25 protein-coding genes are annotated in these 26,241 nt (G+C 55.5%); 11 read left to right on the top strand and 14 right to left on the bottom strand.

Annotated features, from left to right (window positions below; genetic code table 11):
- Positions 1–41: 41 nt before the first annotated feature.
- Both AC2FH8_RS08485 and AC2FH8_RS08480 read left to right on the top strand, forming a co-directional pair.
- The gene (locus tag AC2FH8_RS08485) at positions 42–1,337 is read left to right on the top strand and encodes a gluzincin family metallopeptidase (RefSeq protein WP_496689345.1); all 1,296 of its coding nucleotides are present in this window, start codon (positions 42–44) and stop codon (positions 1,335–1,337) included.
- A gap of 113 nt (positions 1,338–1,450) precedes the next feature.
- Entirely contained in the window at positions 1,451–2,056 is a 606-nt protein-coding gene (locus AC2FH8_RS08480; protein WP_246097208.1) for a pentapeptide repeat-containing protein, read from the top strand.
- A gap of 52 nt (positions 2,057–2,108) precedes the next feature.
- On the opposite strand, the gene AC2FH8_RS08475 is transcribed toward AC2FH8_RS08480, so the two are convergent.
- The 6 genes from AC2FH8_RS08475 to AC2FH8_RS08450 form a co-directional block, all read right to left on the bottom strand.
- Positions 2,109–3,878 (bottom strand): adenylate/guanylate cyclase domain-containing protein, encoded by a 1,770-nt coding sequence (locus tag AC2FH8_RS08475; protein ID WP_281286267.1) that lies wholly within the window; start codon positions 3,876–3,878, stop codon positions 2,109–2,111.
- A gap of 85 nt (positions 3,879–3,963) precedes the next feature.
- On the bottom strand, positions 3,964–4,611 hold the full coding sequence (locus tag AC2FH8_RS08470; protein ID WP_246097210.1) for a GNAT family N-acetyltransferase: 648 nt from the start codon (positions 4,609–4,611) through the stop codon (positions 3,964–3,966).
- Between the two features lie 151 nt (positions 4,612–4,762).
- Positions 4,763–5,707, bottom strand: coding sequence for an ABC transporter substrate-binding protein (locus AC2FH8_RS08465; RefSeq protein WP_142636294.1), 945 nt, complete (start codon positions 5,705–5,707; stop codon positions 4,763–4,765).
- A 48-nt stretch (positions 5,708–5,755) separates the two neighbouring features.
- Entirely contained in the window at positions 5,756–6,763 is a 1,008-nt protein-coding gene (locus AC2FH8_RS08460) for an ABC transporter permease (RefSeq protein WP_142636296.1), read from the bottom strand.
- Complete coding sequence (locus AC2FH8_RS08455; RefSeq protein ID WP_271948851.1) at positions 6,760–8,286, bottom strand: sugar ABC transporter ATP-binding protein; 1,527 nt, start codon at positions 8,284–8,286, stop codon at positions 6,760–6,762. Before AC2FH8_RS08455 ends, AC2FH8_RS08460 begins: the two co-directional genes overlap by 4 nt.
- A 40-nt stretch (positions 8,287–8,326) precedes the next feature.
- Positions 8,327–9,880 carry a UxaA family hydrolase gene (locus AC2FH8_RS08450; RefSeq protein WP_281995157.1) on the bottom strand — a complete coding sequence of 518 codons (1,554 nt, stop codon included), beginning with the start codon at positions 9,878–9,880 and terminating at the stop codon, positions 8,327–8,329.
- Between the two features lie 83 nt (positions 9,881–9,963).
- Here AC2FH8_RS08450 and AC2FH8_RS08445 point away from each other — a divergent pair, with 83 nt between their 5' ends.
- The 6 genes from AC2FH8_RS08445 to AC2FH8_RS08420 all read left to right on the top strand — a co-directional run bounded on the left by AC2FH8_RS08445 (position 9,964) and on the right by AC2FH8_RS08420 (position 14,699).
- A complete protein-coding gene (locus AC2FH8_RS08445; protein ID WP_281995093.1) occupies positions 9,964–10,701 on the top strand; it encodes a GntR family transcriptional regulator in 738 nt (245 codons plus the stop codon).
- A complete protein-coding gene (locus AC2FH8_RS08440; protein ID WP_496689342.1) occupies positions 10,698–11,750 on the top strand; it encodes an aldo/keto reductase in 1,053 nt (350 codons plus the stop codon). The genes AC2FH8_RS08445 and AC2FH8_RS08440 overlap by 4 nt, the downstream gene beginning before the upstream one ends.
- Positions 11,740–12,168, top strand: a complete 429-nt coding sequence (locus tag AC2FH8_RS08435) for an RbsD/FucU family protein (RefSeq protein ID WP_142636301.1) — start codon at positions 11,740–11,742, stop codon at positions 12,166–12,168. The genes AC2FH8_RS08440 and AC2FH8_RS08435 overlap by 11 nt, the downstream gene beginning before the upstream one ends.
- Positions 12,165–12,995, top strand: a complete 831-nt coding sequence (locus AC2FH8_RS08430; RefSeq protein WP_496689340.1) for an amidohydrolase family protein — start codon at positions 12,165–12,167, stop codon at positions 12,993–12,995. Before AC2FH8_RS08435 ends, AC2FH8_RS08430 begins: the two co-directional genes overlap by 4 nt.
- 86 nt (positions 12,996–13,081) lie before the next feature.
- Positions 13,082–13,837 (top strand): SDR family oxidoreductase, encoded by a 756-nt coding sequence (locus AC2FH8_RS08425; RefSeq protein ID WP_496689339.1) that lies wholly within the window; start codon positions 13,082–13,084, stop codon positions 13,835–13,837.
- A gap of 19 nt (positions 13,838–13,856) precedes the next feature.
- Positions 13,857–14,699, top strand: coding sequence for a fumarylacetoacetate hydrolase family protein (locus AC2FH8_RS08420; protein WP_496689338.1), 843 nt, complete (start codon positions 13,857–13,859; stop codon positions 14,697–14,699).
- Positions 14,700–14,731: 32 nt separating this feature from the next.
- Here AC2FH8_RS08420 and AC2FH8_RS08415 read toward each other — a convergent pair whose 3' ends face one another.
- Positions 14,732–15,769, bottom strand: a complete 1,038-nt coding sequence (locus tag AC2FH8_RS08415; RefSeq protein ID WP_496689336.1) for a GlxA family transcriptional regulator — start codon at positions 15,767–15,769, stop codon at positions 14,732–14,734.
- Between the two features lie 157 nt (positions 15,770–15,926).
- On the opposite strand from AC2FH8_RS08415, the gene AC2FH8_RS08410 reads away from it, so the two are divergent.
- Positions 15,927–16,604, top strand: a complete 678-nt coding sequence (locus AC2FH8_RS08410) for a GntR family transcriptional regulator (protein WP_496689334.1) — start codon at positions 15,927–15,929, stop codon at positions 16,602–16,604.
- 1 nt (position 16,605) lies between these two features.
- Here the strand turns inward: AC2FH8_RS08410 and AC2FH8_RS08405 are convergent, their stop codons facing one another.
- The 7 genes from AC2FH8_RS08405 to AC2FH8_RS08375 form a co-directional block, all read right to left on the bottom strand.
- Positions 16,606–17,562, bottom strand: coding sequence for an ABC transporter ATP-binding protein (locus tag AC2FH8_RS08405; RefSeq protein WP_496689332.1), 957 nt, complete (start codon positions 17,560–17,562; stop codon positions 16,606–16,608).
- On the bottom strand, positions 17,559–18,536 hold the full coding sequence (locus tag AC2FH8_RS08400; RefSeq protein ID WP_142636312.1) for an ABC transporter ATP-binding protein: 978 nt from the start codon (positions 18,534–18,536) through the stop codon (positions 17,559–17,561). The genes AC2FH8_RS08405 and AC2FH8_RS08400 overlap by 4 nt, the downstream gene beginning before the upstream one ends.
- A 4-nt stretch (positions 18,537–18,540) precedes the next feature.
- The gene (locus AC2FH8_RS08395) at positions 18,541–19,443 is read right to left on the bottom strand and encodes an ABC transporter permease subunit (RefSeq protein ID WP_185956667.1); all 903 of its coding nucleotides are present in this window, start codon (positions 19,441–19,443) and stop codon (positions 18,541–18,543) included.
- Positions 19,443–20,450 (bottom strand): ABC transporter permease subunit, encoded by a 1,008-nt coding sequence (locus tag AC2FH8_RS08390; RefSeq protein WP_142636316.1) that lies wholly within the window; start codon positions 20,448–20,450, stop codon positions 19,443–19,445. Before AC2FH8_RS08390 ends, AC2FH8_RS08395 begins: the two co-directional genes overlap by 1 nt.
- Positions 20,450–21,544, bottom strand: coding sequence for a M24 family metallopeptidase (locus AC2FH8_RS08385; RefSeq protein ID WP_142636318.1), 1,095 nt, complete (start codon positions 21,542–21,544; stop codon positions 20,450–20,452). Before AC2FH8_RS08385 ends, AC2FH8_RS08390 begins: the two co-directional genes overlap by 1 nt.
- Before the next feature lie 65 nt (positions 21,545–21,609).
- Positions 21,610–23,193 carry an ABC transporter substrate-binding protein gene (locus AC2FH8_RS08380; RefSeq protein WP_142636319.1) on the bottom strand — a complete coding sequence of 528 codons (1,584 nt, stop codon included), beginning with the start codon at positions 23,191–23,193 and terminating at the stop codon, positions 21,610–21,612.
- Between the two features lie 368 nt (positions 23,194–23,561).
- A complete protein-coding gene (locus tag AC2FH8_RS08375; protein ID WP_142636321.1) occupies positions 23,562–24,179 on the bottom strand; it encodes a TetR/AcrR family transcriptional regulator in 618 nt (205 codons plus the stop codon).
- Between the two features lie 193 nt (positions 24,180–24,372).
- On the opposite strand from AC2FH8_RS08375, the gene AC2FH8_RS08370 reads away from it, so the two are divergent.
- Positions 24,373–25,302, top strand: a complete 930-nt coding sequence (locus AC2FH8_RS08370) for an AEC family transporter (protein ID WP_142636323.1) — start codon at positions 24,373–24,375, stop codon at positions 25,300–25,302.
- Between the two features lie 104 nt (positions 25,303–25,406).
- Positions 25,407–26,240 (top strand): S-formylglutathione hydrolase, encoded by an 834-nt coding sequence (fghA, locus tag AC2FH8_RS08365; protein WP_142636325.1) that lies wholly within the window; start codon positions 25,407–25,409, stop codon positions 26,238–26,240.
- Position 26,241 lies beyond the last annotated feature (1 nt).

Below are 26,241 nucleotides of genomic sequence, written 5' to 3'. Positions count from 1 at the left end.
CCCCAAGGCGGATCCGAGGCGTGGCCTGAAAGGGGGGTATTGTGAACTTACCAGATCACCTTGATGAAGAAGAGCCTGGAACGCGATTTCTGCTGTATCCGCAATCCCCTTTTCTGGAAGAGGACCCACAGCTTGAGCTAGTCGAAATATCGGCCCCGCAGGGCAGTATCGGCCCTGGTCCATCGGGTCCGCGCATGTACACGGTTAACCCTGTCGGAAAGACTACACCCTATGGGGCCATCGTGCCCGGACCGGATGGTCCGGGAATGTATCTGCCGCCCTGGAACGGATATATCCATCCCCCGGCAATGCCTGATGAGTTCGGTAACTTTATCCATATTGGCCCGTCGGACCCGGCTTTTGAGGCAGCGCATCTGTTTGGCTCGGCGCATTTCACGATGGACGTCTGGCAGGGCTATTTTGACCGACCAATCCCATGGCATTTCGCCCGTGATTTTAACCGGCTCGAACTGTCGCTGCTGCCAAGCCTGGACAATGCGCATATCGGTTGGGGTTTCCTTGAAACCGGGGGCACCCATGAACACGGGGACGAATATCGCCCCTACAGCCTGAATTTCGACGTGGTCGCACATGAAATCGGCCACTCAATCATTTACAGCGTCGTGGGCATGCCCACCGACGGAGATGTCTCGGGTGAGTATTACGGGTTCCATGAATCCGCCGCCGATATGGTGGCGCTTCTGGCCTCTTTGCATTTTGGCTCGGTGGTAGAGGCGCTGTTGGAAAACACCAAAGGCAATCTCTACAGCTTCAATCGACTGAATCGCTTTGCCGAGCTTTCGGAAAATGCACAGATCAGAACGGCCGCAAACAACCGGTCACTATCGGAATTCGCTGCCGGATGGTCCAGTGAACATGCACTTTCCGAGCCACTGACAGGTGCAATGTTCGACATTTTGGTGGACATCTATCATGAGCGCCTGTTGGTTCATGGCCTTATCACACAGGCAGAGGAAGACCTGTCCGATCAGCTAGAGGATTCACCCGATTACAGCGCGGTCATGCAGGGTATTTTTGACAAGCGATATGCCGAAAACCCCGATGAATTCCGCGTAGCACTTCTTGAGGCGCGCGATTTCCTGGGCACCTATCTGGCCGACGCCTGGAGCATGTTGGACGCCGATATGCTCAGCTATTTCGGTGTCGAAAAGGCCATGCTGGCGGTGGATCAGGAAATTACCGGGGGTGCCTTCCGGCGGATCATCGAAGGAAACTTTCGGATGCGTGATATCGGGGTGGCAACTGCCGGTCCGCGGCTGCCGGACCCCGATGAAGACAGTCACGCACACTCCGTCCGCACGCAGGTTCCAGACTGATGACAGCAAAATTCTTTTTTTTTCGGCAGATTTATGGCATTTAGAGGCGGGGTGATTTTTGAGGAGACACCGATGCGGTCATCCTCGGGATTTAATCGAAGGGGGTTCGGGTGATGGACCCATATTTGGGAGATGAGTTTATGGCGGAATCCTTGCTCAGTTTTTCGGAAGTGTTGATTTACGGCAGAGTTATCGACGATTTGGATTACGACCCTGCGAAAAAGAAAAGCAGAGGAAAAGGCAACAACAAACATCTTGATGAGCAACTCGCGAATTCAGGAAATGACGAAGCCAAATTTGCCAAGATCTACGGGTTTGCCTATGAAGGCACCTACTACGACCTGCCCGAGCCGGTGATTTTCCTGGTTCACGGCGATGGTCAAGATGTCGCCAAAAAGGGCGAGCCACCAAACCAGGCCTCGCGCGCGCCCACGGATCCTTCGATTGGCGGTGTTGCGGCGGCGGACTATCAGGTCGCTGACGGTATCAAGTTCTGGAGCTATGATAAGTCCGATCAGACCATGCGCATGGATGTCATGACAGGCCAGTTCGAACAGGTTCTTCTAGACCTCTATTTTGGCTTTGACAGCCCTGCTATCAGCGGTGCAAAGGTCAGCGGTGCCAAAGTGAGTGGTGCCAAGGTCAGTGGCGCGAAAGTCAGCGGTGCCAAGGTCAGTGGCGCCAAGGTTAGCGGAGCCAAAGTACGCGGCGGCGACTGATCTTCGGACAAAGTCAGCAAAGAAGGCGCGGGATCTCGCGCCTTTTTCCGTTCTAAAATCCCGCTTTTTTCAGCCCTTCGACAAAGTGCTGCGTGTCGTCTTCCAGACGGTCGGGCAGCACCTTGGCCCAGCGTGACAAAGAAAAGTTCGGGTGTGCGGCGCGGTGCTTTTCAGCAATCATACGTGCCATATCCATGTTGCCCAGCTGCGCATGGCTGGCGGCCAGCATCCGTTGACCCTCGGTTGGATTGTTCATCTTGTTGACGGTTTCGATAACATCTTCATAGCGCCTGAGATTGTAATAGGCGCCGCCGAGGTGCCAGAGATACTGATCCGGAAAGTACGGGTTCAGACGCATGGCCTGTTGCAGATGCGTGATGGCGGTCTCATTTTCCCCCGAATGTGCAAGCGCATCGGCGAAATCCGAATGCATATCCGCATCATTGGGGTTGAGAGCCAAAGCACGTTGGTAAGACTGTAGCGCCGCACTATGCTCCTTGCGATACAGATGGACAAATCCCAGCTCGCCAAATCCCCGTGCGTCTGTTGGGTCCAATTCGATCGACCGCTGTGCCAAAGACAGCGCCTGCTCGAAAGCACTGCCTGGATCTTCGGTCCACGAGTATCGCCAATCCAGATTCAACGTTCGGGACAAGGCGGCGGCGGCACGGGCATAGTTGCCGTCCCGTTCCAGCGCAGATTGATAGAAATTCTGTGCCTTGCGGTTGTCGTTGCGCGTGTATTTGAAGATGTGCTGCTGCCCCTGCAGGACAGAGCCATATGCCTCCAGATCTGAAGGAACGGCCTGAACCATAACTTGGCGCTCATGGGATTCGATCATTACGGCCGTGGCCGCGACGATACATTCAGTCACCTCGTCCAGAATATCAAATATATCGTCAATGTTTCGATCAAACCGCTCACCCCAAATCGTGCGTTCAGTGTTTGCATCGACCAGTTCCGCAGTAATGCGGATTCGACTGGAAGAGCGACGCACACTGCCACGGGCGATATACCGGACATTCAGCTTTCTTGCGGCTTCCTTCGGTGGCATGGACTGCGCCCTGAAGAAGAATGATGAGTTTCGGGCGATGACGAAAAGGTTTCTGAATTTGGAAAGGTTCAGAATGATGTCGTCGGTCAGACCATCGGCAATCCAGCCGTCAGACTCATCCCCGCCGCTGATGCTAAACGGTAGCACAGCGACCGACGGAGTGTCCGGGCGTTCCAACAGATCGACGATAGCGTCGGGACGCATGGTGCCCGCCAAAGTAGCACCGGCAACCTCGCTGCGGACACAGTAGGTAGAAACCGGCGAAAGAATGTTCTTCAGATGCTGCGGACCGAGAAATTCGTACCCATACCGCAACCGGTTACAAACCTGATCATACACCGCAGAGCTGACATAGACCCGCTCGGGTTCCGCAATTTCTTGCAATCGCGCTGCAATGTTGACGTTGTCGCCATGAATTCCACGCTCATCTATCAGGATCTCTCCAAGATGGATGCCAACGCGAAACTTGATTTGCTGTTGATCTGATCCTGAATCGTTGTGCTGGGCAGAAATTTGGTGCAGCTCAACACCAAATTCGACCGCGCTGGTCGCTGTTTCAAACAGGGCCAGGATGCCGTCACCGCGCACTTCGACCACACGCCCCTGATAACGGGCGCATGCGGCTTCGATCTGCGATAGAAGTGTCTTCAAAGCGTTGTAGGTGTCGAGTTCGTTCTCACTCATCAGGCGAGAATAGCCGACGACATCTGCAAATAAGACTGCACCCAGCTTCTGAGTGATTGATGAATTCGGGTTAACTGTATTCACTGGCGGTACTCGATTCCTGAGTTCTGAACGAACCCTAACTTTGGTATAACAAAAAAAGATTTGAAATGATTGGTAATAACGTCTCTTAGTCCGACCCAGTCTCTTGCGGGGGCCAACACCAGCAATCCGAGGCATTATTGCCAAGCTTAACGATGGTTTCACCGCCCAATTCTTTCGCCAGTGAATTTCGGTTTTCGAACCAATCGCTGCTCAGCAACCCGACCACAACCATATCGTGAAATTGACCATCTGCAAACCAGGCCTGACGCATCGACCCCTCGATCTGACACCCCAGTCTGGCAACCAGGTCTCTGCTGCTGACATTATCCGCTCTATAATATGAAGTCAGCCGGTTCAGCCCCAGTTGCCGAAAGGCGAAATCGGCGACCAAAGCCGTCGCCCTGATACCAACTCCATGACGGCGCACCGAATGATCGACGAACATCGCAACGACAGCATCGCGATTGATCGGCGATATCCCCTCGAGGCCGCTCATGCCGACCAGTTTTCCCGCCGAATTCTCAACAACGAACCAACACCTGCGGCCGATGGCTGAGCCGGTGAACATGTCGCTCCAGCTTTCCTCTGTCTGTGCAAGATTAAGAGGGATGCGGGACACGCGTTCGAATTTGGCTAAATCCTCCACATTTTGAAACCAGGGCAGAATTGTCTCAAGATCGGATTTTTCCAGAGGACGCAGGACATAGGTCTTGTTGCTGGGCTTTTTTTTCACCGGAATTTCAACCTTCAATAAACATCAAAAAATAACCCGTAGAGGATAGCATGAAAACGCCACAAACAGAAAAGATGATTGTTGCAACCCAGTAAAACAAAAAACCGGTCCGCCGATCGGGCGAACCGGTCCGTATTAAGCTGTCAGGCTCTTAGTCGTAAAGAACTGCCGCGATCTTCGGATCGTCAATGTTGGAAGCATCGTAATAGTAAAAGCCTGTGTCGATTAGGGCCGGGACTTCTTCGCCTTTCATCGCCGCGACGGCCGCCTTGACCGTTTCATAGCCGATACCAACCGGGTTCTGAGTAATTGCCCCGGTCATCAGACCACTTTTGATCGCGTCTTTTTGGGCTTTGCCGCTGTCATAGCCAATGATGACAAGGCCTTCGGTGCCCAATTCCTGAACCCCGTTCACGACACCAATGGCAGAGCCTTCATTGGTGCCGAAAATACCATCCAGATCGGGGTTTGCAGTGAGGATCGCTTTTGTCACCTCGGTTGATTTCAGATGGTCGCCCTGCCCGTACTGAACGGTGACAACTTCGATATCAGGGTATTTTTCCGCAATGCGGTTCACAAATCCATCGCGGCGGTCAATGCCAGTGCGGCTGGTCTGGTCGTGGGCTACCACTGCAACTTTGCCTTTTCCACCAATCTTTTCGGCCATTTTGTCAGCGGCAAGCCCCGCTGCAGCTAGGTTATCAGTTGTGGCAGTAGAAACAGGAATATCACTGTCGACTCCGCTGTCAAAAGCGATGATCGGGATACCCTTGTCATTTGCCTGCTTCAGCAACGGAATGGCGGCCTGACTGTCGAGTGCGGCAAAGCCGATAGCTTTGGGATTGTTTGCCAGTGCTGCGGCCAGCATGTCGATCTGACGGTCGACCATCGTTTCGTTGTCCGGTCCTTCGAATGTGATTGTGACGTCAAACTCTTCGGCTGCCTGTTCGGCGCCCTGCTTTACCGCCTGCCAGAATTGGTGCTGGAACCCTTTGGATACCAGCGGAATATAGATTTCTTCCGCCATGGCCATCGAGGCCGGAGCTGCGAGGGTGGCTGCGCTGAGCGCCCCCAGAACGAAACGACGTGTTAACATGATATTCTCCTCCAGTTGGTCGTTATCTTCTTTGGTCCTAAAAATTGTTCAGCCGGTCTTTTTGCGCCGCGCCATGTCGGCATAGACGGCCAGAATGATGATCGCGCCAGTGACAACGGTCTGCCATTCCTGCGCGACAGACAGAACGCGCAGCCCATTGGTCAGGACAGCCATGATAAGCGCGCCGATGAGCGTTCCCAGGATCGTTCCGCGCCCGCCGGACAGAGAGGTTCCGCCAATGACCACAGCCGCGATGGCCTCAAGTTCGTATCCCAGCCCCAAAGCGGGTTGTGCCGAGTTCAGGCGCGAGGCGATCAGGATGCCGCCGATGCCGCAAATTCCCCCGGCCAGCGCGTAGATTCGCATCTTCCAGGCGTCGGTGTTGACACCCGACAAGCGGACCGCCTCTTCGTTTGATCCCAAAGCAAACGTATAGCGGCCCAAAACAGTGCGGCTGAGGATATAGGATGCTGCAATCGCGACCAAAAACAAGATCAGCACGCCGTTCGGGATAGGCACCGAGGGGATGATTTCTCCGATCAGAGACCCGCGCGAGATCTGATCGAAACCAGGCGTGTCATTGAAATAGATCGGTCGTGTGCCCGAGATAACCAGCGATAGACCCTTGAGGATCAGCATCATGCCCAGCGTCGCGATGAAGGGCGGGATTTTCATTTTGGCCACAAATGTGCCCGAACACAGACCACAAAACGCACCCGCCGCAATGGCTGCAGCAACACCCAAAAGCAGGGGCATGCCGAGATAAGTCAGGGCCACGCCCGCAATCACGGCACAGAAGGTCATCAAAGTGCCAACCGACAGGTCGATTCCGCCCGTGATGATCACCAGAGTTGCGGCAACGGCCAGTACGCCGTTGACCGAAGTTGCCTGCAGAATGGCAATCATGTTCGAGGTTTGCATGAAGTTCGGCGATGCGATCGAAAAGCCGATCAACAGGGCGATGAGACTGGCAAAGGCCAGCAGCTTTTGATACGCGCCGCTTTCCGACAGGCCCGCCAGGGGCTTTTTTTTGTCTATATCCGTTGCTGTGGTCATATTGCTGTCCCTGTGACCTGCATCGCCGCCGTGCGTTGGGTGGCCAGATGCATGATGTCTTCCTGAGTGGTGTTGTTTCCGCCGGGCAGAATTCCGGTCAGCCGGCCTTCGCACATGACGGCGATGCGGTGGCTGAGGCGCATGATTTCCGGCAATTCGGATGAGATCACGATGATCGTCTTTCCCTGCGCAGCCAGTTCTTCGAGCAGTTTGTAGATTTCCGATTTTGCACCGACATCAATACCGCGCGTGGGTTCGTCAAAGATCAGGATGTCGCAATCTCGCAGAAGCCATTTTGCGATGACTACCTTTTGCTGATTGCCGCCGGACAACAGGCGCACCTCTTGCACATCCGAGGGTGTGCGAATGCCAAGCTGGGCGATATAGCCTTTGGCCGTAGTGCTGATTTCGCTATCGTTCAGAACACCGGTGGCACTGGTAAACCTATCCATCGAAGCCAGAGCGATATTGTCGCGGACGTTCATTCCCGTGGCGAGGCCGAAATGCTTGCGATCCTCGGACAGGTACCCGATCCCGGCCCGCACGGCATCCACAGGGGAACGGATGGGCACGATCTGCCCATGTACCCGGATTTCACCGCCATCGATAGTGTCAGCCCCAAAGATTGCCCGCGCAACTTCGGTCCGCCCTGCCCCCATCAGCCCAGCAAAGCCCAAGATTTCACCCTTCCGGACCGAAAAGCTGACATCTTTCAGATCCGTGCCCCGCGTCAGTCCTGCGACTTCCAGAGAAACCTCGGCATCGCTCAGGTCCGGCACATCCAGAGGGTCTTCGGATACTTCGCGCCCAACCATCATCGCAATGATTTTGCTGATCGGCGTGTCACTGGCACCGACAGTGCCAACATATTCACCGTCGCGCATGACAGTCACACGGTCGGCGATTTGTTTCAGCTCGTCCATTTTGTGGCTGATATAGACAATCCCCACCCCTTCCGCCCTCAGGCGGCGGATGATGACGAACAGCTCGGCAATCTCGGCGTCGTTCAGGGCTGCGGTCGGTTCGTCCATGACCAGAACCTTGGAGCGATAGGACAGCGCCTTGGCAATTTCGACCATCTGCTGCTTGGCAATGGTCAACCCGCCGACCAGCGCTTTGGGATCAAGGTTCAGGTTCATCGCCCCGAAGATTTCAGCGGTTTGAGCGTTCAGCGCGGCCTCGTCCAGGCGACCAAAACGTTTCCGGGGCTCGCGTCCGATAAAGATGTTCTGCGCTACGGTCAGATCATTCATCAGACTCAGTTCCTGATGGATGATCCCGATCCCGAGGTTCTGAGCCTCACGCGGGGATGTGGGACTGGCTGATTTGCCTTGAATGGCCAAGTCGCCGCCATCGCGCTGATAGATCCCGGACAGGATTTTCATCAACGTACTCTTCCCCGCCCCGTTTTCCCCCATAAGCGCGTGGACTTCGCCCGAAAACAGATCGAACTGCACGGATTTCAGCGCGTGCACACCGGGGAAATACTTTTCGATCCCCTTCATTTCGACCAGTTTTTCCATCTCTCCTCCCATTTTGCCCCTACCTCTGACGAACCTGCGGCTACATCACAGCGCCGATTTGCCAGGGGACAAACTCAACGCCCCCAAAACCAAGCTCTTCGCTTTTTGTTTGTTCGCCCGATGCGACACGGATCAACATTTCGAACAACTCTTCGCCCTTGGCCTCGATACTGACCCCGTCAGTGACGATGTCGCCGCAATTCAGATCCATGTCCTCGGACATGCGGGCGTACATTTCCGAATTCGTCGCCAGCTTGATGCAGGGCGTGGGTTGATATCCGGAGACCGACCCCCTGCCGGTGGTAAACACGATCAAATTGGCACCCGCCGCCACCTGACCAGTGACCGAGCAAGGATCGAACCCGGGACTGTCCATGAAGACAAAGCCCTTTTTGTCGATAATTTCGCCAAATCTGTAGACGTCGCGCATCGGGGCCGTGCCCCCCTTGGCCACCGCACCCAGAGACTTTTCAAGAATGGTCGTCAGTCCACCGCGCTTGTTTCCGGGGCTTGGATTGTTGTCCATCTCGCCGCCATTGCGCTTGGTGTAATCTTCCCACCAATGGATACGTTCGATCAGTTTTTCGCCGATTTCCGGCGTTTCTGCGCGCCGGGTCAAAAGATGCTCGGCGCCATAAATTTCAGAGGTTTCCGACAGGATTGTTGTTCCGCCATGGCGCACAAGCAGATCAGAGGCATATCCAAGCGCCGGATTGGCAGTGATGCCGGAATAACCATCCGAGCCACCGCATTGCATCCCGACCGTAATCGCACTGATCGGAGCGGGCTTGCGCACCGCCTGATTGGCCAGCCGCGCGATCCCCTCCAGCTCGGCAAGCCCGCGCTCGATCGTGCGGCGCGTACCGCCTTCGTTTTGGATGGTCATATAGCGCAAGGCACCGTCCTCGCGGATGGGGCGGCCATCAACCAGACTGGCCACTTGCATGACCTCACATCCCAGCCCGATCAGCAGAATGCCGGCAAAGTTCGGGTGCTGGGCGTACCCGGCCAGGGTGCGCATCAACGTAGCATAGCCGTCATCCTTGGCCGACATACCGCAGCCCGTGCCATGCACGATGGGCACCACCCCGTCCACGTTGGGATATGGATCAAGCAACCCATGTTTTAAGGCCGCTTCGGCGATGAACCGGGCTACTGAACCCGAACAATTCACTGTCGTCAGAATTCCGATATAATTGCGCGTGCCAACCTTCCCATCGGACCGGTGATACCCGAGAAAACTCCGCTCTTCGTCGATATGCGGCAAAGGGGTATTTGCGGTCGCATGGGCATAGTCCTGCTGATGGGCCCCCATACCAAGATTGTGGACATGGACGTGATCTCCGGCTGCGATATCTGCCTTTGCCTGACCAATGATCTGACCATAGCGAATGACGTTTTTTCCGGCAGAAATTGGGGTAATTGCAATCTTGTGCCCACGCAGAACCTGATCCCGAAGCGGGACATTCAGCCCGGAAGGCTGCGTGCCGATCTTCAGATCTCGGAGCGCAATGACGATATTGTCGTCCGGGTTCAACCTGACTGTATCGCGCGCTGCGGGCTCAGAAGCCTTTATTTTCTGATCTGGTTGCATCATTTTCCTGTTTGCTGATCCCGACTGCTAATCGTCGGACACGCACTTGTCAACTAACATGTTAGTATGCTAGGTCACCAAATATGAATAAACCACAGGACATAAACGCTCTGCACCTGCGCGATATTTCTACGTCTGAGGGCTCGTTGTCTCAGCGCGTTTACCTCTCAATCAAGCATGCAATCCTGTCGCTGGACTTCGCGCCGGGCGACAACCTCAGGAAGGCGCCGATATGCGAACGCCTTGGCGTTTCGCGTGCGCCCGTGACCGAGGCGATTGCCCGACTTGCTTCAGAGGGACTGGTGGATGTCGTGCCCCAATCCGGCACGCGCGTATCCTATTTCTCGATGTCCGAAATTCGCGAGGGCATGTTCCTGCGTGAAGCACTTGAACTTGCGACGGTCGCCAAAGTCGCGCGCGATTTGACCGAGGATCAGCGCAAGATACTGGGCCGCAACATGCGTCTGCAAGAGCTGCTGATCGAAGATGAAGATGTCCCCGGCTTTTACGAGGCGGATGAAGAATTCCACGGCCTGCTGATGAAATTCACAGGATTCAACAGGTTAAGCGACGTCGCGCAAACCGTTTCACTGCAAGTGACCAGAGCGCGAATGCTGCTGCTGCCTACCCCGGGCCGGGTGGTGGAAACGCTGGCCGAACACCGCGCCATTTTCAACGCGGTTCTTGAGAGAGATGAAAAAGCTGCACAGGACGCCATGCAACGTCATCTGGGGCAGTTGATGCCTCGGATTCAACGCTTGCAGCAGGAACAGTCCCACCTTTTCACGGACTCCCCTCATCCAATACGCGAGGCAGGATGACAGTTACCGCAACAGAGCTTCTAAATGGCCGCACGGCGCGACCCGTTCCGCTGACTCGGATGGGTTTTGGTGGCGCGCCTTTGGGGAATCTCTATCGCAAAGTATCAGACGAGGATGCGCAGGCTGCGCTGCAGGCAGCCTTTGATTTGGGTATCCGATTTTTTGACACCGCACCGCAATATGGGTTGGGCCGCTCCGAGCAACGATTTGGCCAGGCTATTGCCCGGTTCGGACGCGAAGAGATTCAACTTTCGACCAAGATCGGGCGTCTGCTGCTGGATTGCGCACCGCATCATGTCACACCCGAAGCCTTTGTTGATGTGCCGCAGAAACGTATCGTTTTCGACTATACCTATGACGGGGTCATGCGATCCTACGACGCCAGCCGCGACCGGTTGGGTGTCTCATGCGCCGATATCCTGCTTGTGCATGACGTCTGTGCGTTCAGTCAGGGCAGTCAGGAGGCATCTGATGCCAAGATCCGGGAACTGTTCGATGGCGGCGGATACAAAGCTCTGGTCGAACTTCGTGAAGCCGGTGAAATCTCCGCCATTGGAGCCGGTGTAAATGAATGGCAGGTCTGCGAAAGATTATTGGGCTTGGGCGACTTTGACGGGTTTCTTCTGGCAGGCCGTTATACCCTCTTGGAACAAGACGCTTTAGACAGCTTTCTACCCCTTTGCGAAAAGCGGGACGTGGGCATAATTCTTGGCGGGCCGTACAACTCGGGTATCCTCGCAACCGGCGCTGTTTCCGGTGCGAAATACAATTATGCTGATGCACCCGAAGACATCCTTGCCCGAGTTCGCCAGATCGAGGCTGTCTGCTCAGCCCATGATACACCACTGATCGCTGCTGCCTTGCAATTTGTCCTTGGCCATCCCTGCGTCAAAACCGTTGTCCCCGGCGCGGTGAATGCGGCCGAGGTGCAGGCCAATGCGGCCCTGCTCGAACGTCAAATCCCCGCTGCGCTTTGGTCTGATCTGTGTTCGGAAGGATTGATCCGTTCCGACGCCCCCCTTCCCGGAGAGACTGCCTATGCTGCGTAATATTGATCCCATCCTGTCGCCTGACCTGTTGTACACCCTGCGCGCTATGGGGCATGGCGATGAAATCGTGATTGCGGATGCGAATTTCCCCGGCTCCAGCTCTGGGCCGGGCTGCATACGTGCCGACGGGTCAAGCGCCAGCGAAATCCTAAGAGCTATTTTGTCTGTCATGCCGTTGGACACATTTGTGCCTGACCCGGCCCTGACCATGCAGGTTGTTGGCGATCCGGATGCTATACCAGAGGCCATAGCCGATTTTCAGACCATTATCAGCGAAATAGCGGACCACCCGGCCACGATACAGGGCCTTGAACGTTTCGCCTTTTACGACCGGGCGGCCACAGCTTTTGCGATCGTGCAAACCGGCGAACGTCGGCTGTATGGCAACATCATCCTGAAAAAGGGTGTTCTTGGATGAAGATCGACGCCCATCAGCATTTTTGGACATTGGCGCGCGAAGACTATGGCTGGCTGACACCGGATCTGGGGCCGATTTACGCGGATTTCGCGCCCGCGGATCTGGCCCCATTGCTGAAAGGAGCGGGAATTGACGGTACGGTCTTAGTACAGGCTGCGCCGACAGCTGCTGAGACCGAATATCTGCTGTCACTCGCCGAGCAGGCCCCGTTCATAAAAGGCGTTGTCGGATGGGTTGATTTTGAGGCCGCCGACGCACCGGAACAAATCGCACGACTGGCTGCCCACCCGGTTTTTGTCGGTTTGCGCCCCATGGTTCAGGACATTCCCGACCCATTATGGATGCTCAAGGATGGGCTGACACCGGCTTTTGACTCTCTGCAACAGTCAAACCTTACCTTTGATGCGCTGACCCTGCCGCGACATCTGGGGCCGCTTCAACAGCTGCTGGATCGGCACCCACATATGCGCACGGTGATTGATCACGGTGCCAAGCCCCTGATCCGGGAGGGAGTCATGGAGGGCTGGCAAGAAGACATGTCGACATTGGCCCGAAATACAAATGCCTGGTGCAAACTTTCCGGGTTGGTGACCGAGGCCGGGGCGAATTGGACGGTAGAAGATTTGAAGCCTTATGTGAATCACCTGCTGAACACATTCGGGCCCTATCGCCTGATCTGGGGCAGCGACTGGCCGGTTTGCACATTAAACAGCAGTTATGAACGATGGCTCGAGGCGACCGATACGCTGTTAACCGGTCTGTCACCACACGAGCATCAGGCGATACGGGGCGGTAATGCTGCCCATGCCTATGATCTCAGGAACTAGATTGATCTTTCCGAGGCTGTATGCCGATGGGATTTTGCCGTCGTGGTTCCCAGAAGCTTGGATTTTAGAAGGAGAGTGAATTAGATATGACATCATCCGAAAACCTTGGCCGTCTGGCTGGAAAAACTGCTCTGATCACCGCCGCGGGACAGGGCATAGGGCGTGCAACAGCCGAATTGTTCGCCGCCGAAGGTGCACAGGTTTTTGCCAGCGACATTAATGATACCTCTCTGGCAGAGTTGCAAAATATCCAAGGCGTTACGTCGGTAAAACTTGACGTAACCGATACGGCGGCAGTGCAGGACTTCGTCGCGGGAACGCCCCCGTTGGATGTTTTGTTCAACTGCGCAGGATATGTGGCTGGCGGGTCCATTCTGGAATGTGATGAACGTGACTGGGATTCCAGTTTTGAGCTGAACGTCAAATCGATGTACCGGCTGATCCAATGTGCCCTGCCAACAATGCTGGAACATGGTGGCGGGTCTATCATCAACATGTCTTCGGTCGCCTCTTCGTTGAAGGGCGTTCCAAACAGGTTTGCATACTGCGCCTCGAAAGCCGCCGTAATCGGACTGACGAAATCGATCGCAGCCGATTTCGTTACTCAAGGCATCCGGTGCAATGCGATCTGCCCCGGCACTGTCGACAGCCCCAGCTTGCACGACCGGTTACGCGCAACTGGGGATTACGAGAAAGCAATGACTGATTTTATCGCGCGGCAACCCATGGGCCGCATCGGAACCGCAGATGAGATCGCGGAACTTGCGCTCTATCTGGCCAGCGATGCCAGCAAATACACAACCGGACAGCCCTTTGCCATTGATGGCGGCTGGACGATCTGAAGCAAATGAGGAATGTGAAATGAAATTGCTACGATACGGCCCAGCAGGCGCGGAAAAGCCGGGCATAGTTGATAAAGACGGCACTATCCGGGACCTGTCGGGGATCGTCGCCGACATTGCTGGGGAAGCGCTTAGCGATGAAACCCTCGCACGGCTGCGCGCGCTGGATCTTGAAACCCTGCCACCCGTCGATGCCGACAGCCGTATCGGCGCCTGTGTTGGACGTGTCGGCAAGTTCATCTGCATCGGTTTAAACTTTGCCGATCACGCGGCCGAAAGCGGCATGGACCTACCTGCTGAGCCGGTGGTCTTTTTCAAAGCGACATCCGCCATCATAGGCCCCGATGACACCGTTGAAATCCCCCGCGGGTCAGTCAAGACCGATTGGGAGGTGGAACTGGGCGTCGTCATCGGAAAAGAAGCAAAATACATCTCGGAGGATGAAGCACTGGCCCATGTGGCAGGATATTGTGTGATCAATGACCTGTCAGAACGGGATTTTCAGCTGCACCGTTCAGGTCAGTGGGTCAAAGGTAAATCCGCAGATACGTTCGGCCCAATCGGTCCCTGGCTGGTGACACGGGACGAAATCCCTGATCCCCAAGACCTGCCAATGTATCTTGAGGTGAACGGGCATCGGTATCAGGATGGCTCGACCAGAACGATGCATTTCAGTGTCACAGTGGTGATCTCGCACCTGTCGCAGTTCATGTCACTGCAACCCGGCGACGTGATCTCGACCGGGACACCCCCCGGTGTGGGTCTGGGGCAAAATCCGCAGGTTTACCTCAAACCTGGTGACAAGATGGAACTGGGGATCGAAGGTCTGGGGGTTCAACGTCAGAACGTCATACAGGGATAGTCCCAGGGACCTGTCAAGTGGTGCTCATCCAGTTATTCTTGGTGGGTTTCCTCGGACCAGGATCGCCGGAAATTATGCGGTGATATTCTGAATCGGTTCCGGAAATGCACAGAAAGCCTATCCGTACTGGAAAACCCGGATGCAAAGGCTATCTCAGAAACGCTCAGGTTTGTTTCATTCAACAGGGCAAAAGCACGGTCCAGCCTGAGTTCATTATAGAACCGTCCCGGTGACATGTTAGTGTGCTGCCTGAACAGCCGCTCCATATGCCGCCGGGACAGGGACGCCTGATCCGCTATTGCCTCGAGGCTGAGCTGCGTTTCAATATTTTCGCGCATGATTTGCACCGCTTCGATCAATTTGGCATTTCGCGTGCCCAAAAGCGCCGAAACCGGCGATACCTGTTTGCTGCCGCCTTCTCCCAGCCTTCTGTGCAGGCACATTTCCGAAACGTTGTTCGCCAAGGCGTTGCCAAACAATTCCTCGATAACTTCAAGCATCATGTCAGTGCTGGCGTGCCCGCCCCCGCATGTTCTAAGTTTCCTGTCAATTTCATAGAGGTTCTGGGTCGGCTCCATTGTTGGGAAGTTCTCACAAAAGCCAGGCCGGTTTTCCCAATGGACGGTAAAGTTTCTGGTTCCGATCACGCCCGCCTTTGCTAAGGCAAATGCACCGGTACAAATCCCACCGAACTCACATCCATGCGCCTTTTGTCGCCGAATCCAGTTCAGGACATTTGTGTTGAAAGACCTCATCGGTTGCGTTCCGGAACACACAAAGACAAACGCTCCCTTCTCCAGGTCATGGACCGAGTGATCCGCCTGAACACGTATGCCGTTGGAACAGGTCACAGGTTCTCCGTCGGTGGAGAGCACGTACCACTCGAACAGCTGCTTTCTGGACAGTTGATTTGATATGCGCAGAGGCTCAATCGCGGCACTGAAAGCCAGCATCGTCGTGTTGGGTAAAAGCAGAAAATAGAAGGCCTTGGGCGGCCCGTCATAGGAAACGTCCACGGAAATTGCGCCTTTTGGCAAAAAGCGCGGATTATCCATACGATCCTCTTTCATGTTTAATCCTTATAGAACGTGACCATTTTTACTGTGGCAGCCGAGGCGGCTTGAAATCAATCAACACTTTATATTCATTAGTGAATGCAAGGCTCTTGGAAAATCGGTGTCTATTTTGTATTTTGGATACAAAATTACACCAGCAGAGACTGTAACAATGCCAAGAACCCGCGCAATTCCCAGGCAAAGTTTGCCCGATGTCATCACAAATGACCTGCGCGAGCGGATTCTAAGCGGTGAGATGGCAGAAGGTGAAGCTATCCGTCAAGAAGCCCTGGCAGAAGACTATGACGTGTCACGCATGCCCATACGAGAAGCGTTAAAACGGCTTGATGCAGAGGGTCTTGTGCAACTGACCAACAATCGCGGCGCTGCGGTGACAAGACATTCGCTGTCAGAAATCGGTGAGATATTTGACCTCCGGATAATGTTGGAGGTCGATCTGTTCAGGCGTGCAATTCCACAGATGACCGAAGCAAATTTTGCCGAATGCGAAAGGTTTCTGGACGAAATGGAAACGTCCTACGAAGCCTATGATGTAGGGCGGTGGGGTGGTTTGAACTACGAGTACCATAATGCGCTTTACGCTGCTGCAGACCGTGGGATCACCAATGATATACTACAACGGATCAATCTACAGTCCGATCGCTATGTCCGTATGCACCTGAGCGTTATGGAACAACGCGAGCCCGCAAAAAAGGACCATCGCCAACTGCTGACGCTGGCCGAGAATGGGCAAGTTGAGGAAGCCTGCGCGCTGTTGACCCAACATATTGGGCGCACAAAAGACCATTTGCTTGCGATGGTCACCGCAACGCGCAACTCCGAGAGCTAACCTAACCCAGCGGATGCAAGCATGCAGCCTGATGGGTTGTTCCTTGCAGATCAGGTGGTGCCGCACGGCATTCGTCAGTTGCCAGCCAGCATCGCTGAGCAAAGGCACATCCTTTGGGGATATTCATCGGTGAGGGCAACTCACCTTCCAGCTTGATCCGTTCCTTACGCGCCTCGGGGTCGGCACGCGGTGTCGTCGACAACAACGCTTTGGAGTAAGGATGCCGGGGCGCCGCGAACAACTGTTCTTTCGGAGCTTTCTCGACTGCACGTCCCAGATACATGACGATTACGTCATCAGCGAAATGTTTCACCACCGACAGGTCATGCGAGATGAACAGGTAGGCCAGGTTCAGACGCTCTTGCAGTTCAACCAGCAGGTTCAGGATTTGTGACTGGATCGAAACATCCAGCGCCGATACCGGCTCATCCAAAACCAGAACCTTGGGGTTCAGCATCAGGGCTCGGGCAATCGCAATCCGCTGCCGTTGGCCGCCCGAAAACATGTGGGGGTAGCGATCATAATGCTCGGGGCGCAGACCGACAAGATCAATCATTTCGCGCGCGCGAGTTTCCCGTTCCGCAGCGGTCATATCGGGCCGGTTGATGATCAGAGGTTCCTGCAGGATCTGACCGATCCGTTGTCGCGGATTAAGCGAACCATAGGGATCCTGAAACACGATCTGCACGTTTTCGCGCATCTCAGCCCATTTTGAAGGGGTGATATCGACACCGTCGATGGTCAGTGTTCCCGAAGTGGGCTCTTCAATCATCGTTACGACGCGAGCGAGGGTGGATTTACCGCACCCGGACTCTCCTACAATGGCCAGCGTCTTACCAGGCTCTAGGGCAAAATCCACACCGGACAGGGCTTTGACCGTTGCCGATTTCGACAGCAATCCCCCTTTGACGTCATAGTGCCGGGCCAACGCGTTTGCCTGAACGATCGGGGCGGTCATGCCAATTCTCCAGCGGTGATTTCCTTGACGTGGTGACAGCGGGCCTTGCCGAAATCTGCTCCATGCGGAGCGGGTGGTGTGTTCCGGCACAAGTCATCGGCGAATTGGCATCGCGGGCTGAACAAGCAACCTTTGGGACGGTCAAATTGACCAGGAACAACACCTGGAATCGTCGGCAGCAATTTCGAAGTTGCCCGTTCAGGCAAAGCGTTCAGCAAAGCTGAGGTATAAGGATGGCGCGGTGTGCGGAACAGATCGCGTACCGGCTGTTCCTCGACCTTTTGACCGGCATATTGGACCTGAACCCGCTCGGCGGTTTCTGCCACAACACCCATGTCATGGGTAATCAGAACAAGGCCCATCCCCTGCTCATCGCGCAATCGGACCAACAGATCCAGAATCTGCGCCTGAATTGTTACATCAAGCGCGGTAGTGGGTTCGTCCGCGATCAGAAGTTTCGGGGTGCAGGCAATCGCCATCGCGATCATGACCCGCTGATTCATGCCGCCCGACATCTGGTGAGGAAACGTATTCAGACGGCTCTCGGGTGCCGGGATACCCACCAGGTCAAACAGCTCAATCGCGCGCTGATGACGGTCTTTGCGGTTTAACCCAAGATGGATACGCAGTGCTTCTTTGATCTGGAAACCGACCGTGAAACAGGGGTTTAGCGAAGACATCGGCTCTTGAAAGATCATGGCAATATCTTTGCCGATGATCTTGCGCCGATCCCGTGCCGAGATTTTGGTCAGGTCGCGACCCTCAAAGCTCATTTCATCTGCAGTGATTGTCGCCGTCCATGGCAGCAACCCCATCAGCGCCAGCATTGAAACGGATTTCCCCGAGCCGCTTTCCCCGACAATGGCCATCAACTCGCCCTTGTTGACAGACAGATCAACGCCATCCACAGCGCGGAACTCACCCGACGCAGTAGCAAACTCGACCGAAAGATTTCGGATTTCCAACAGGCTCATGTCGTCAGCTCCGTTTCAGCTTGGGGTCCAGCGCGTCGCGCAGACCGTCGCCCATCAGGTTGATTGCCAGCACCGTGACCAGAATGGCCAGGCCCGGGAAAGTTACCACCCACCACGCGCGCAGAATGAATTCGCGCGCTTCGGCCAGCATTGTGCCCCATTCCGGCGTGGGCGGCTGCGCCCCCATGCCTAGAAAGCCAAGTGCCGCAGCATCCAGGATCGCGGTCGAGAAGGACAGCGCCGCCTGGACAATGATCGGCGCCAGACAGTTCGGCAGCACGGTTTTGAACATCAGGCGTGCCTTGCTTGCGCCGGCCACACGGGCCGAGGTCACATAATCCTTTTGCCGTTCGGCCAGAACCGAGGCGCGGGTGAGGCGCACGTAATGTGGTTGAAACACAATGGCGATGGCGATCATTGCATTGGTCAGAGACGGGCCCAGAATGGCGACCAGAACCAGTGCCAGCAGCAGCGACGGAAAGGACAAGATAATATCCATCACGCGCATGATCATCGTGTCGACCCATTTGGGTGCAAACCCGGAAAGCAGGCCAAGAACCACACCGCCTGACACGGCCACACAAACCACGACGATACCGACAAAGAAGGAATAGCGAGATCCCATAATCAGCCGCGAAAGCATATCCCGGCCCAGTGGATCAGTCCCCAGCGGGAAGGCCCAACTGCCGCCTTCCTGCCACGCCGGAGGCTGCAGGATATGCTCGCGGAACTGTTCGGTTGGATCGTAGGGGGCCAGCAAAGGTGCGAAGGCAGCACAAAAGACAAAGGCAGCGAATACCCACAGGCCAATCACAGCGCCGCGGTTTTCACTGAAATAAAACCAGAATTCGCGCAAGGCGCTCGGGCGGTCTTCGGTTTTGGGTGCGTTTGCAGATAGTTCAGCCATCACCGCCTCCGGATTTTTGGATTGATGATGCCATAAAGGACATCGACCAGTAGGTTCACCAGCATCACGATCACGGCGATCATCAGAAGACCGCCCTGCACCACCGGGTAATCGCGCCGGAAGATGCTGTCGACCATCCACTTGCCGATGCCCGGCCAGCTAAAGATCGTCTCGGTCAGAATTGCACCAGCCAGCAAAGTTCCAACCGACAGGCCGATCACCGTAATCACGGGGATCAACGCATTACGCAGAGCATGCAGCCCGTTGATCCGAGTGGGTGACAGACCTTTTGCCCGCGCGGTACGGATGTAATCCTCGCCCAGAACCTCAAGCATTGCCGAGCGCGTCTGACGCGCAATGACAGCCAGCGGGATCGTCCCCAGAACAATCGTTGGCAGAATCAAATGCCGAACAGCCGACGTGAATGCCCCGGGTTGCCCCGACAAAAGACTGTCGATCAGCATAAAGCCGGTCACGCTGGGGAAGTAATACAGAAGGTCGATCCGACCCGAAACAGGTGTCCAGCCCAAATTGCCCGAGAACACGATGATCAGCAGCAGCGCCCACCAGAAGATAGGCATCGAATATCCCACCAGCGCAGATGACATCAGCGCCCGATCAAAGAATTTGCCCCGGTTGACTGCGGCAATGACACCGGCGGGCAACCCAAGGGCCACCGCGAAGATCATCGCGCAGATCGACAATTCCAGCGTCGCTGGGAACAGGGCAAAAAACTCGTCCCAGACCGGTTTCTTGGTGACAAAGCTTTCGCCCAGATCGCCCTGCATAACGCCGGTCAGATAGTCCCAATATTGTTGGAGGACCGGCTTGTCGAAGCCCAGTTTGACCACCATTTCCTGATAGCGTTCCTCGGACATTCCGCGTTCGCCGGCCATGACGATGATCGGATCACCAGGCAAAACGCGAATGAACATGAAGGAGATAAGCGTTACACCCAGAAATGTCGGAATGAACATACCGAGACGAGAAAGAAAGTAGCCAAACATCAGCGACCTATGATTGTGAGATCTTTGGGAAAGTGGGTTAGCGACCGACAGCCATCCCCTGTAACAAGCACGTCATCTTCTATGCGCACGCCGAAATTGTCCAGCGCGTAAAGGCCCGGCTCGTTTGTCCAAACCATGCCCGGCAGGATTTTCTGGTCGTTTCCACGCATGATATACGGCGCTTCGTGAACGTCGCGGCCCAGACCGTGGCCCGTTTTGGTGCGGATCCGATCGGCATAGGGTGACGCTTCGAGAACGCCGATCACGGCATCGTCGATATCATGCGCCGTGACACCGGGACGGCAGGCTTTGAATCCTGCCAGATTGGCGCGCAGAACGGTGTCATAGACCGCCCTGCCCTCGTCCGAGACCTCTTCGACAAAGAACGTGCGGGTGATGTCGGCGGCAAACCCATGTTTGCGGGCTCCGAAATCAAACAAAAGCGCATCGCCCGGTTTGATCTGGTAATCCGCCCGCGCCTTACCATGGGGCCGCGCCGAGTTATCCCCGGCGGCAACAATCGGCGAAAATGCCAGCGAGGCGGCGCCTTCCGCAAACAGCGCCTGAATCAAGGCCTGTTCAATCTGCAATTCGGTCTGACCGACGCGCACATCCGCAATCACGCGCTCTAATGCGCGTTCAGAGATGTCGATCGCGGCTTGAAGCGCTGCGATATCGTCTTCTGTCTTGATAATGCGCAAGCCAGAAATTTCACGCTCGGCATCGACAATCCGCAGGTCCGGTAACGCGTTGGTAAACGCTTTCGACACAAAGACTCGCATCACCTGCCCTTCCACAGCCAGCGATGTCAGCGGCATATGCTTGGCGAGGGCTGCAAAGGCGTCATCATATCCGGTCTGGTCGAACCAGTCGAAAACGGCGCCTTCAAATTCAACCAGGTCCCAACTGCCGAGCTCAAGGTTGGGAACGATGGCCGCAGGAGAACCTTCGCCGGGGACCACGACCACAAAGGGCCGCTCGTGGCTCATGAAAGGTTTTCCCAATGCGCGGGTGAAATTCGGGCCGGGCACAAGGGCCACGGCATCAACTGACATGTCCTTTGCCAGTTGACGGTACTCGGACAAATTCGGCATCAGGGCCGACCTCCAATAAGAAACCGGAGCCGCCACGCGGGCGGCTCCGGTCGGTAAGTGATGAATTATTCGACGCTCACACCGTAGAAGATGTGGCCGCCCAGCGGGTGCACTTTATAGCCCTGCACTTCGTTGCGCATCGGCATAAAGACCACCGAGTGTGCGATCGTTGCCCAAGGCGCCTGCTCTTTGAAGACCACCTGAGCGTCTTCGTACAGCTTGGTGCGTTCGGCCTGATCGGTGGACTGCTTGGCCTTGAGGATCAGCTCTTCGAAGGGCTCGTGGCACCACTGCGCCCGGTTCGAGGCTTCGCGTCCGTCACAACCCAGCAGAACCGCCAGGAAGTTGTCTGGATCGCCATTGTCACCGGTCCAACCCAGCAGAACGGCTCCGTCACGGTCCAGATCTTTCGAACGCGACAGGTATTCACCCCATTCATAGGACACGATTTCGACGTCGACACCAACCTTGGCAAAATCCGCTTGGATCAGCTCGGCCATACGGCGTGCATTCGGGTTATAGGGACGCTGTACCGGCATAGCCCAAACCTTCATCGACAGGTCGGATACGCCTTCGGCTTCCAGCATCGCCTTGGCCGCTTCGGGATCATACGCGTCATCGGTGATGGCGTCGTTATAGCCCCACATGGTTGGCGGGATCGGGTTCTTGGCAACTTGGCCCGAGCCCTGGAACACGACGTCGATGATCGCATTCTTGTCGATCGCCATGTTCAGCGCCTTGCGGACCTTCGGATTGTCGAACGGTGCCATGGTGGTGTTGTAGGCGAGGTAGCCGACGTTCAGGCCTTCCTGCTCCAACATGTTGATATCTGCATCGTCCTGCATCGCCTGAATGTCGGCCGGGTTCGGATAAGGCATGATATGACATTCGCCCGCTTTCAGCTTTTGATAGCGAACCGATGCATCCGGCGTGATCGCGAAGATCAGGTTCTCCACATCCGCAGGGGCCTTCCAGTAGTCAGCATTCTGCGCATAGCGGATCACCGCGTCTTTCTGGTAGGCTACAAACGAGAACGGACCAGTCCCGATCGGTGCTGTGTTCAGCTTCTCAGGCGTACCCGCGGCCATCATCGCATCCGCATATTCCGCAGACAGGATCGAGGCAAAGTCCATCGCCATGTTGGCCACAAAAGGCGCTTCAGGCTTGGACAGGGTGAACTTCACTGTGTAGTCGTCGACTTTTTCAATCGACTCGACCAGGTCCGGCATACCCATGCCCTGGAAATATTCCCAGGTACCACCAGATACCTGATTATAGGCATGGCCTTCATCCTTCTGGCGCATGAACGAGAAGATCACGTCATCAGCATTGAAATCACGCGTCGGCGTGAATTCGTCATTCGAATGGAATTTGACGCCCTGACGCAATTTGAAGGTATATTCCAGACCATCATCGCTGGCCTCAACGCTTTCCGCCAGACCGGGGATAACATTGGTAGTACCGGTCTCAAACTCGAGCAGACGGTTGTAAATCGGGTGTGACGAGGCATCAAAGGTTGTCCCTGCGGTAAATAGCGCCGGGTCAAAGCCTTCGGGTGATCCTTCCGAGCAATATACCAAAGTATTTGCTTGGGCCGCAGCACTGGACAACGCAATCGCTGCAGTTGCGGCCATCAATCTAAGTTTCATGAGTTTCTCCCAGAAATGTTTTTTCTTCAGATTTTCGCGTTGTTCTAATTTCTAGTCAGAACAATCTTTGATGACTGTCACCGCAGCGAAATCCCTGCCCAATGTATCCAAAATACAAAATCCATTGTCAACTGAGTTCACCGCCCAGCGATCAGGAAGTAAAAAAGAGGGCAGGTACAGCGTTATGATTTGCCTGGTCGAGCCTGTTTTCTAACTGATTTCGGTTCTTTGGCGATTAGAGCCAAGCAGTGGCGAAGCCACCGGGCAGGAGCGTCCGAACTCTTGAATGCCATCAATCCTAAATGCCGCGGGCTTCAGGGATCGACCTCCACATCCATATCTTGAATCGAGTCGATCCGACCCAAATGTCAGGCGCCGTAACGGGCCATGAACATGTCAACAGCCTGCAGCGCGACCTCTTCAATCTCAGCCTCTGAAAAGCTGCTTTGAATGCCGAATGTGGATCGGGGCCAAAGGCGGACCTTGCACAATTCCGAAAACTGTTCAGCGGCAAATTGAAGGTCCTCGATAACCAATTCGCCTTTATTCACCGCTTTTTGCAGATATTCTGCAAGTTGCCGGGTGCCATTTTGCGGCCCCGCCTCATAGAAGGCGCGGCCAAGTTCGGGGAACCGATCTTGCTCGGCCACGCAGATGCGGAACACCTGCTGCGCAAAATCCGACACCAGAAATGCGGCCAGCTGGGTCGCAGCGATGGTCAGCACCTCGCGTGCGGGTTTTGTATCGTCAACCATCGAAACGACATTCTCGGCCATACGGCAGCATTCGTTCTGGGCGACCTCCATGAAAAGAAGACGCTTGTCCGGGAAATAGCTGTACAAAGTCGCCTTGGAAACACCCGCCGCGCGCGCAATGTCATCTACACTAGCTCCTTCGAAACCATCTGCCATGAACACTGATCGGGCTCCTTGCAGGACCTGATCAAATTTTCGGCCTGTTCGCAAAATGGCAGTTGCTTCGGACATGCGCTCTCCTTCAGGGGTGAATTCGTCGAATCTATAAACTGATCAGTTCAGATACAACGATTCGCATAGGATTTCGGCCATGGGCAGGCGGGATTATGGTAATTTTTCCGTTAGGTCAGTCCGCGAAGGTCGTTCGGCGGGGCCTGATTGGCCAGGGGTTGCCGCCAGAGAAAACCGTGCTAACACTCTGGCCATGGCTGATATTTTTCTGCGTACGCTGCCGTTCTTTGCGATTATTGGCCTGGGGTATTGGGCTGGGCGCAGTCGGTTCTTTTCGGAAGAAGCCACGGCCTATCTGACGAAATTCGTGTTCTATTTCGCGCTTTCGGCAATGTTGTTCCGCTTTGCCGCCACCCTGCCCTTTGCCGAGATATTCGACGGCAGATTGGTCGCGGGCTATCTGCTGGGAACGCTTACGGTTTATGCTCTGGCCAGTCTGATCGCGTGGATGCGCGGCCTTGACATACCAACCTCGGCCGTCGAGGCCCAATGCGCTGCGATCGGCAATGTGGGCTTTCTGGGGCTGCCGATGCTTGCGCTTTTGTTCACCGAAGCAGCAATCGGCCCGGTCATGCTGGTATTGACTGTCGACCTTGTGGTGTTTTCCTCGCTGATCGTGATTTTGATCAATGCCGGACGCGATGGGCGGCTGACGCCGGCAACATTTAGGTTGATTGGCCTCGGTTTGCTCAAAAACCCGATGATCGTATCTATTTCAGCGGGGCTTTTGTGGTCAGCCTTCCAAATTCCCGTGCCCGTTCCACTGAACGATTTTCTGACAATCCTGGGCGGGGCAGCCACTCCGGGAGCCTTGTTTGCGATAGGGGCATCGCTCGCCAGCAAATCCGCCGAGCGTGTTCAGATCGCTGCCTGGCTGAGTTTTTGCAAACTGATCATTCATCCGCTCTGCGTTGCTGTTTTCGTAATCTGGCTGATCCCGGCGGAAAGCTTCTCGGCTTCGGTTGCCATTGCAGCGGCAGCACTGCCTGTCGCTGGGAATGTCTATATGCTGGCGGCCTATTACGGGGTCGCACCCCATCGGGCTTCGGCCGCAATTCTCTTGTCCACCGTGGTCAGCATCCTGACACTGCCGCTGGTGATTGCCATAGCCGGAACATTCTAAGCCACAGATAGGGAAAAATACTCGCTGGCCGCAGGAACACAGACTTTACGCACGGACCGAGTAACGATAGCCATGGCGCGAACCTAACGTAAGGACGGAACCAAATGGAAACCCTTTCGGAAAACGCTTGTTTCGGAGGCGTCCAGGGCGTCTATCGCCACGCCTCGGCTGCCTGCCAATGCGACATGACTTTTGGACTGTTCCTGCCCGCCGAGGCAAAGGACGGCCCGGTTCCGGTTCTATGGTATCTGTCTGGCCTGACCTGCACCCATGAAAACGCCATGACCAAGGCCGGGGCGCAGGCCTGGGCCGCGGAACAGGGTATCGCCCTTGTTTTCCCTGACACATCCCCGCGCGGCGAAGGCGTCGCCGATCACGAGGACTACGATCTGGGCCAGGGCGCGGGGTTTTATGTGAATGCCACGCAATCACCCTGGGCACCGCACTTCAACATGTGGGACTATGTGGCCGAGGAATTGCCCGCTCTGCTGGTTGAAACCTTTGCAATCGACGCAGACCGCCAGGCCATTACCGGCCATTCCATGGGCGGCCATGGCGCCCTGACATTGGCAATGAACCTACCGGGTCGGTTCCGATCGGTTTCGGCATTTGCACCAATTTCAAACCCAACAAGCGCCGATTGGGGCCGCAAACAACTGAAGGCATATCTGGGCGATGACGCGGCCCAATGGGCCAAGCACGACGCATCGCTGATGATGAAGAACACCGGTTTCGACGGCCCTGTCCTGATCGACACCGGCGACAATGACCAGTTCATCGACCTGTTGCGCCCCGAGGCGCTGGCCCAGGCGATAGCCGAACGTCGCCAACAGGCAGTTTTCCGTCTGCAGCCCGGCTATGACCATTCTTACTTCTTTGTGTCGACCTTCATGGAAGACCACATCACTTTCCACGCCGAAGCACTGTATGGAGACTGAG

Source organism: Ruegeria sp. CDSC025 (genome assembly GCF_059610805.1).
Note: the sequence above shows the minus strand (reverse complement) of the source record. Positions and strands in the feature narration are given on the sequence as shown.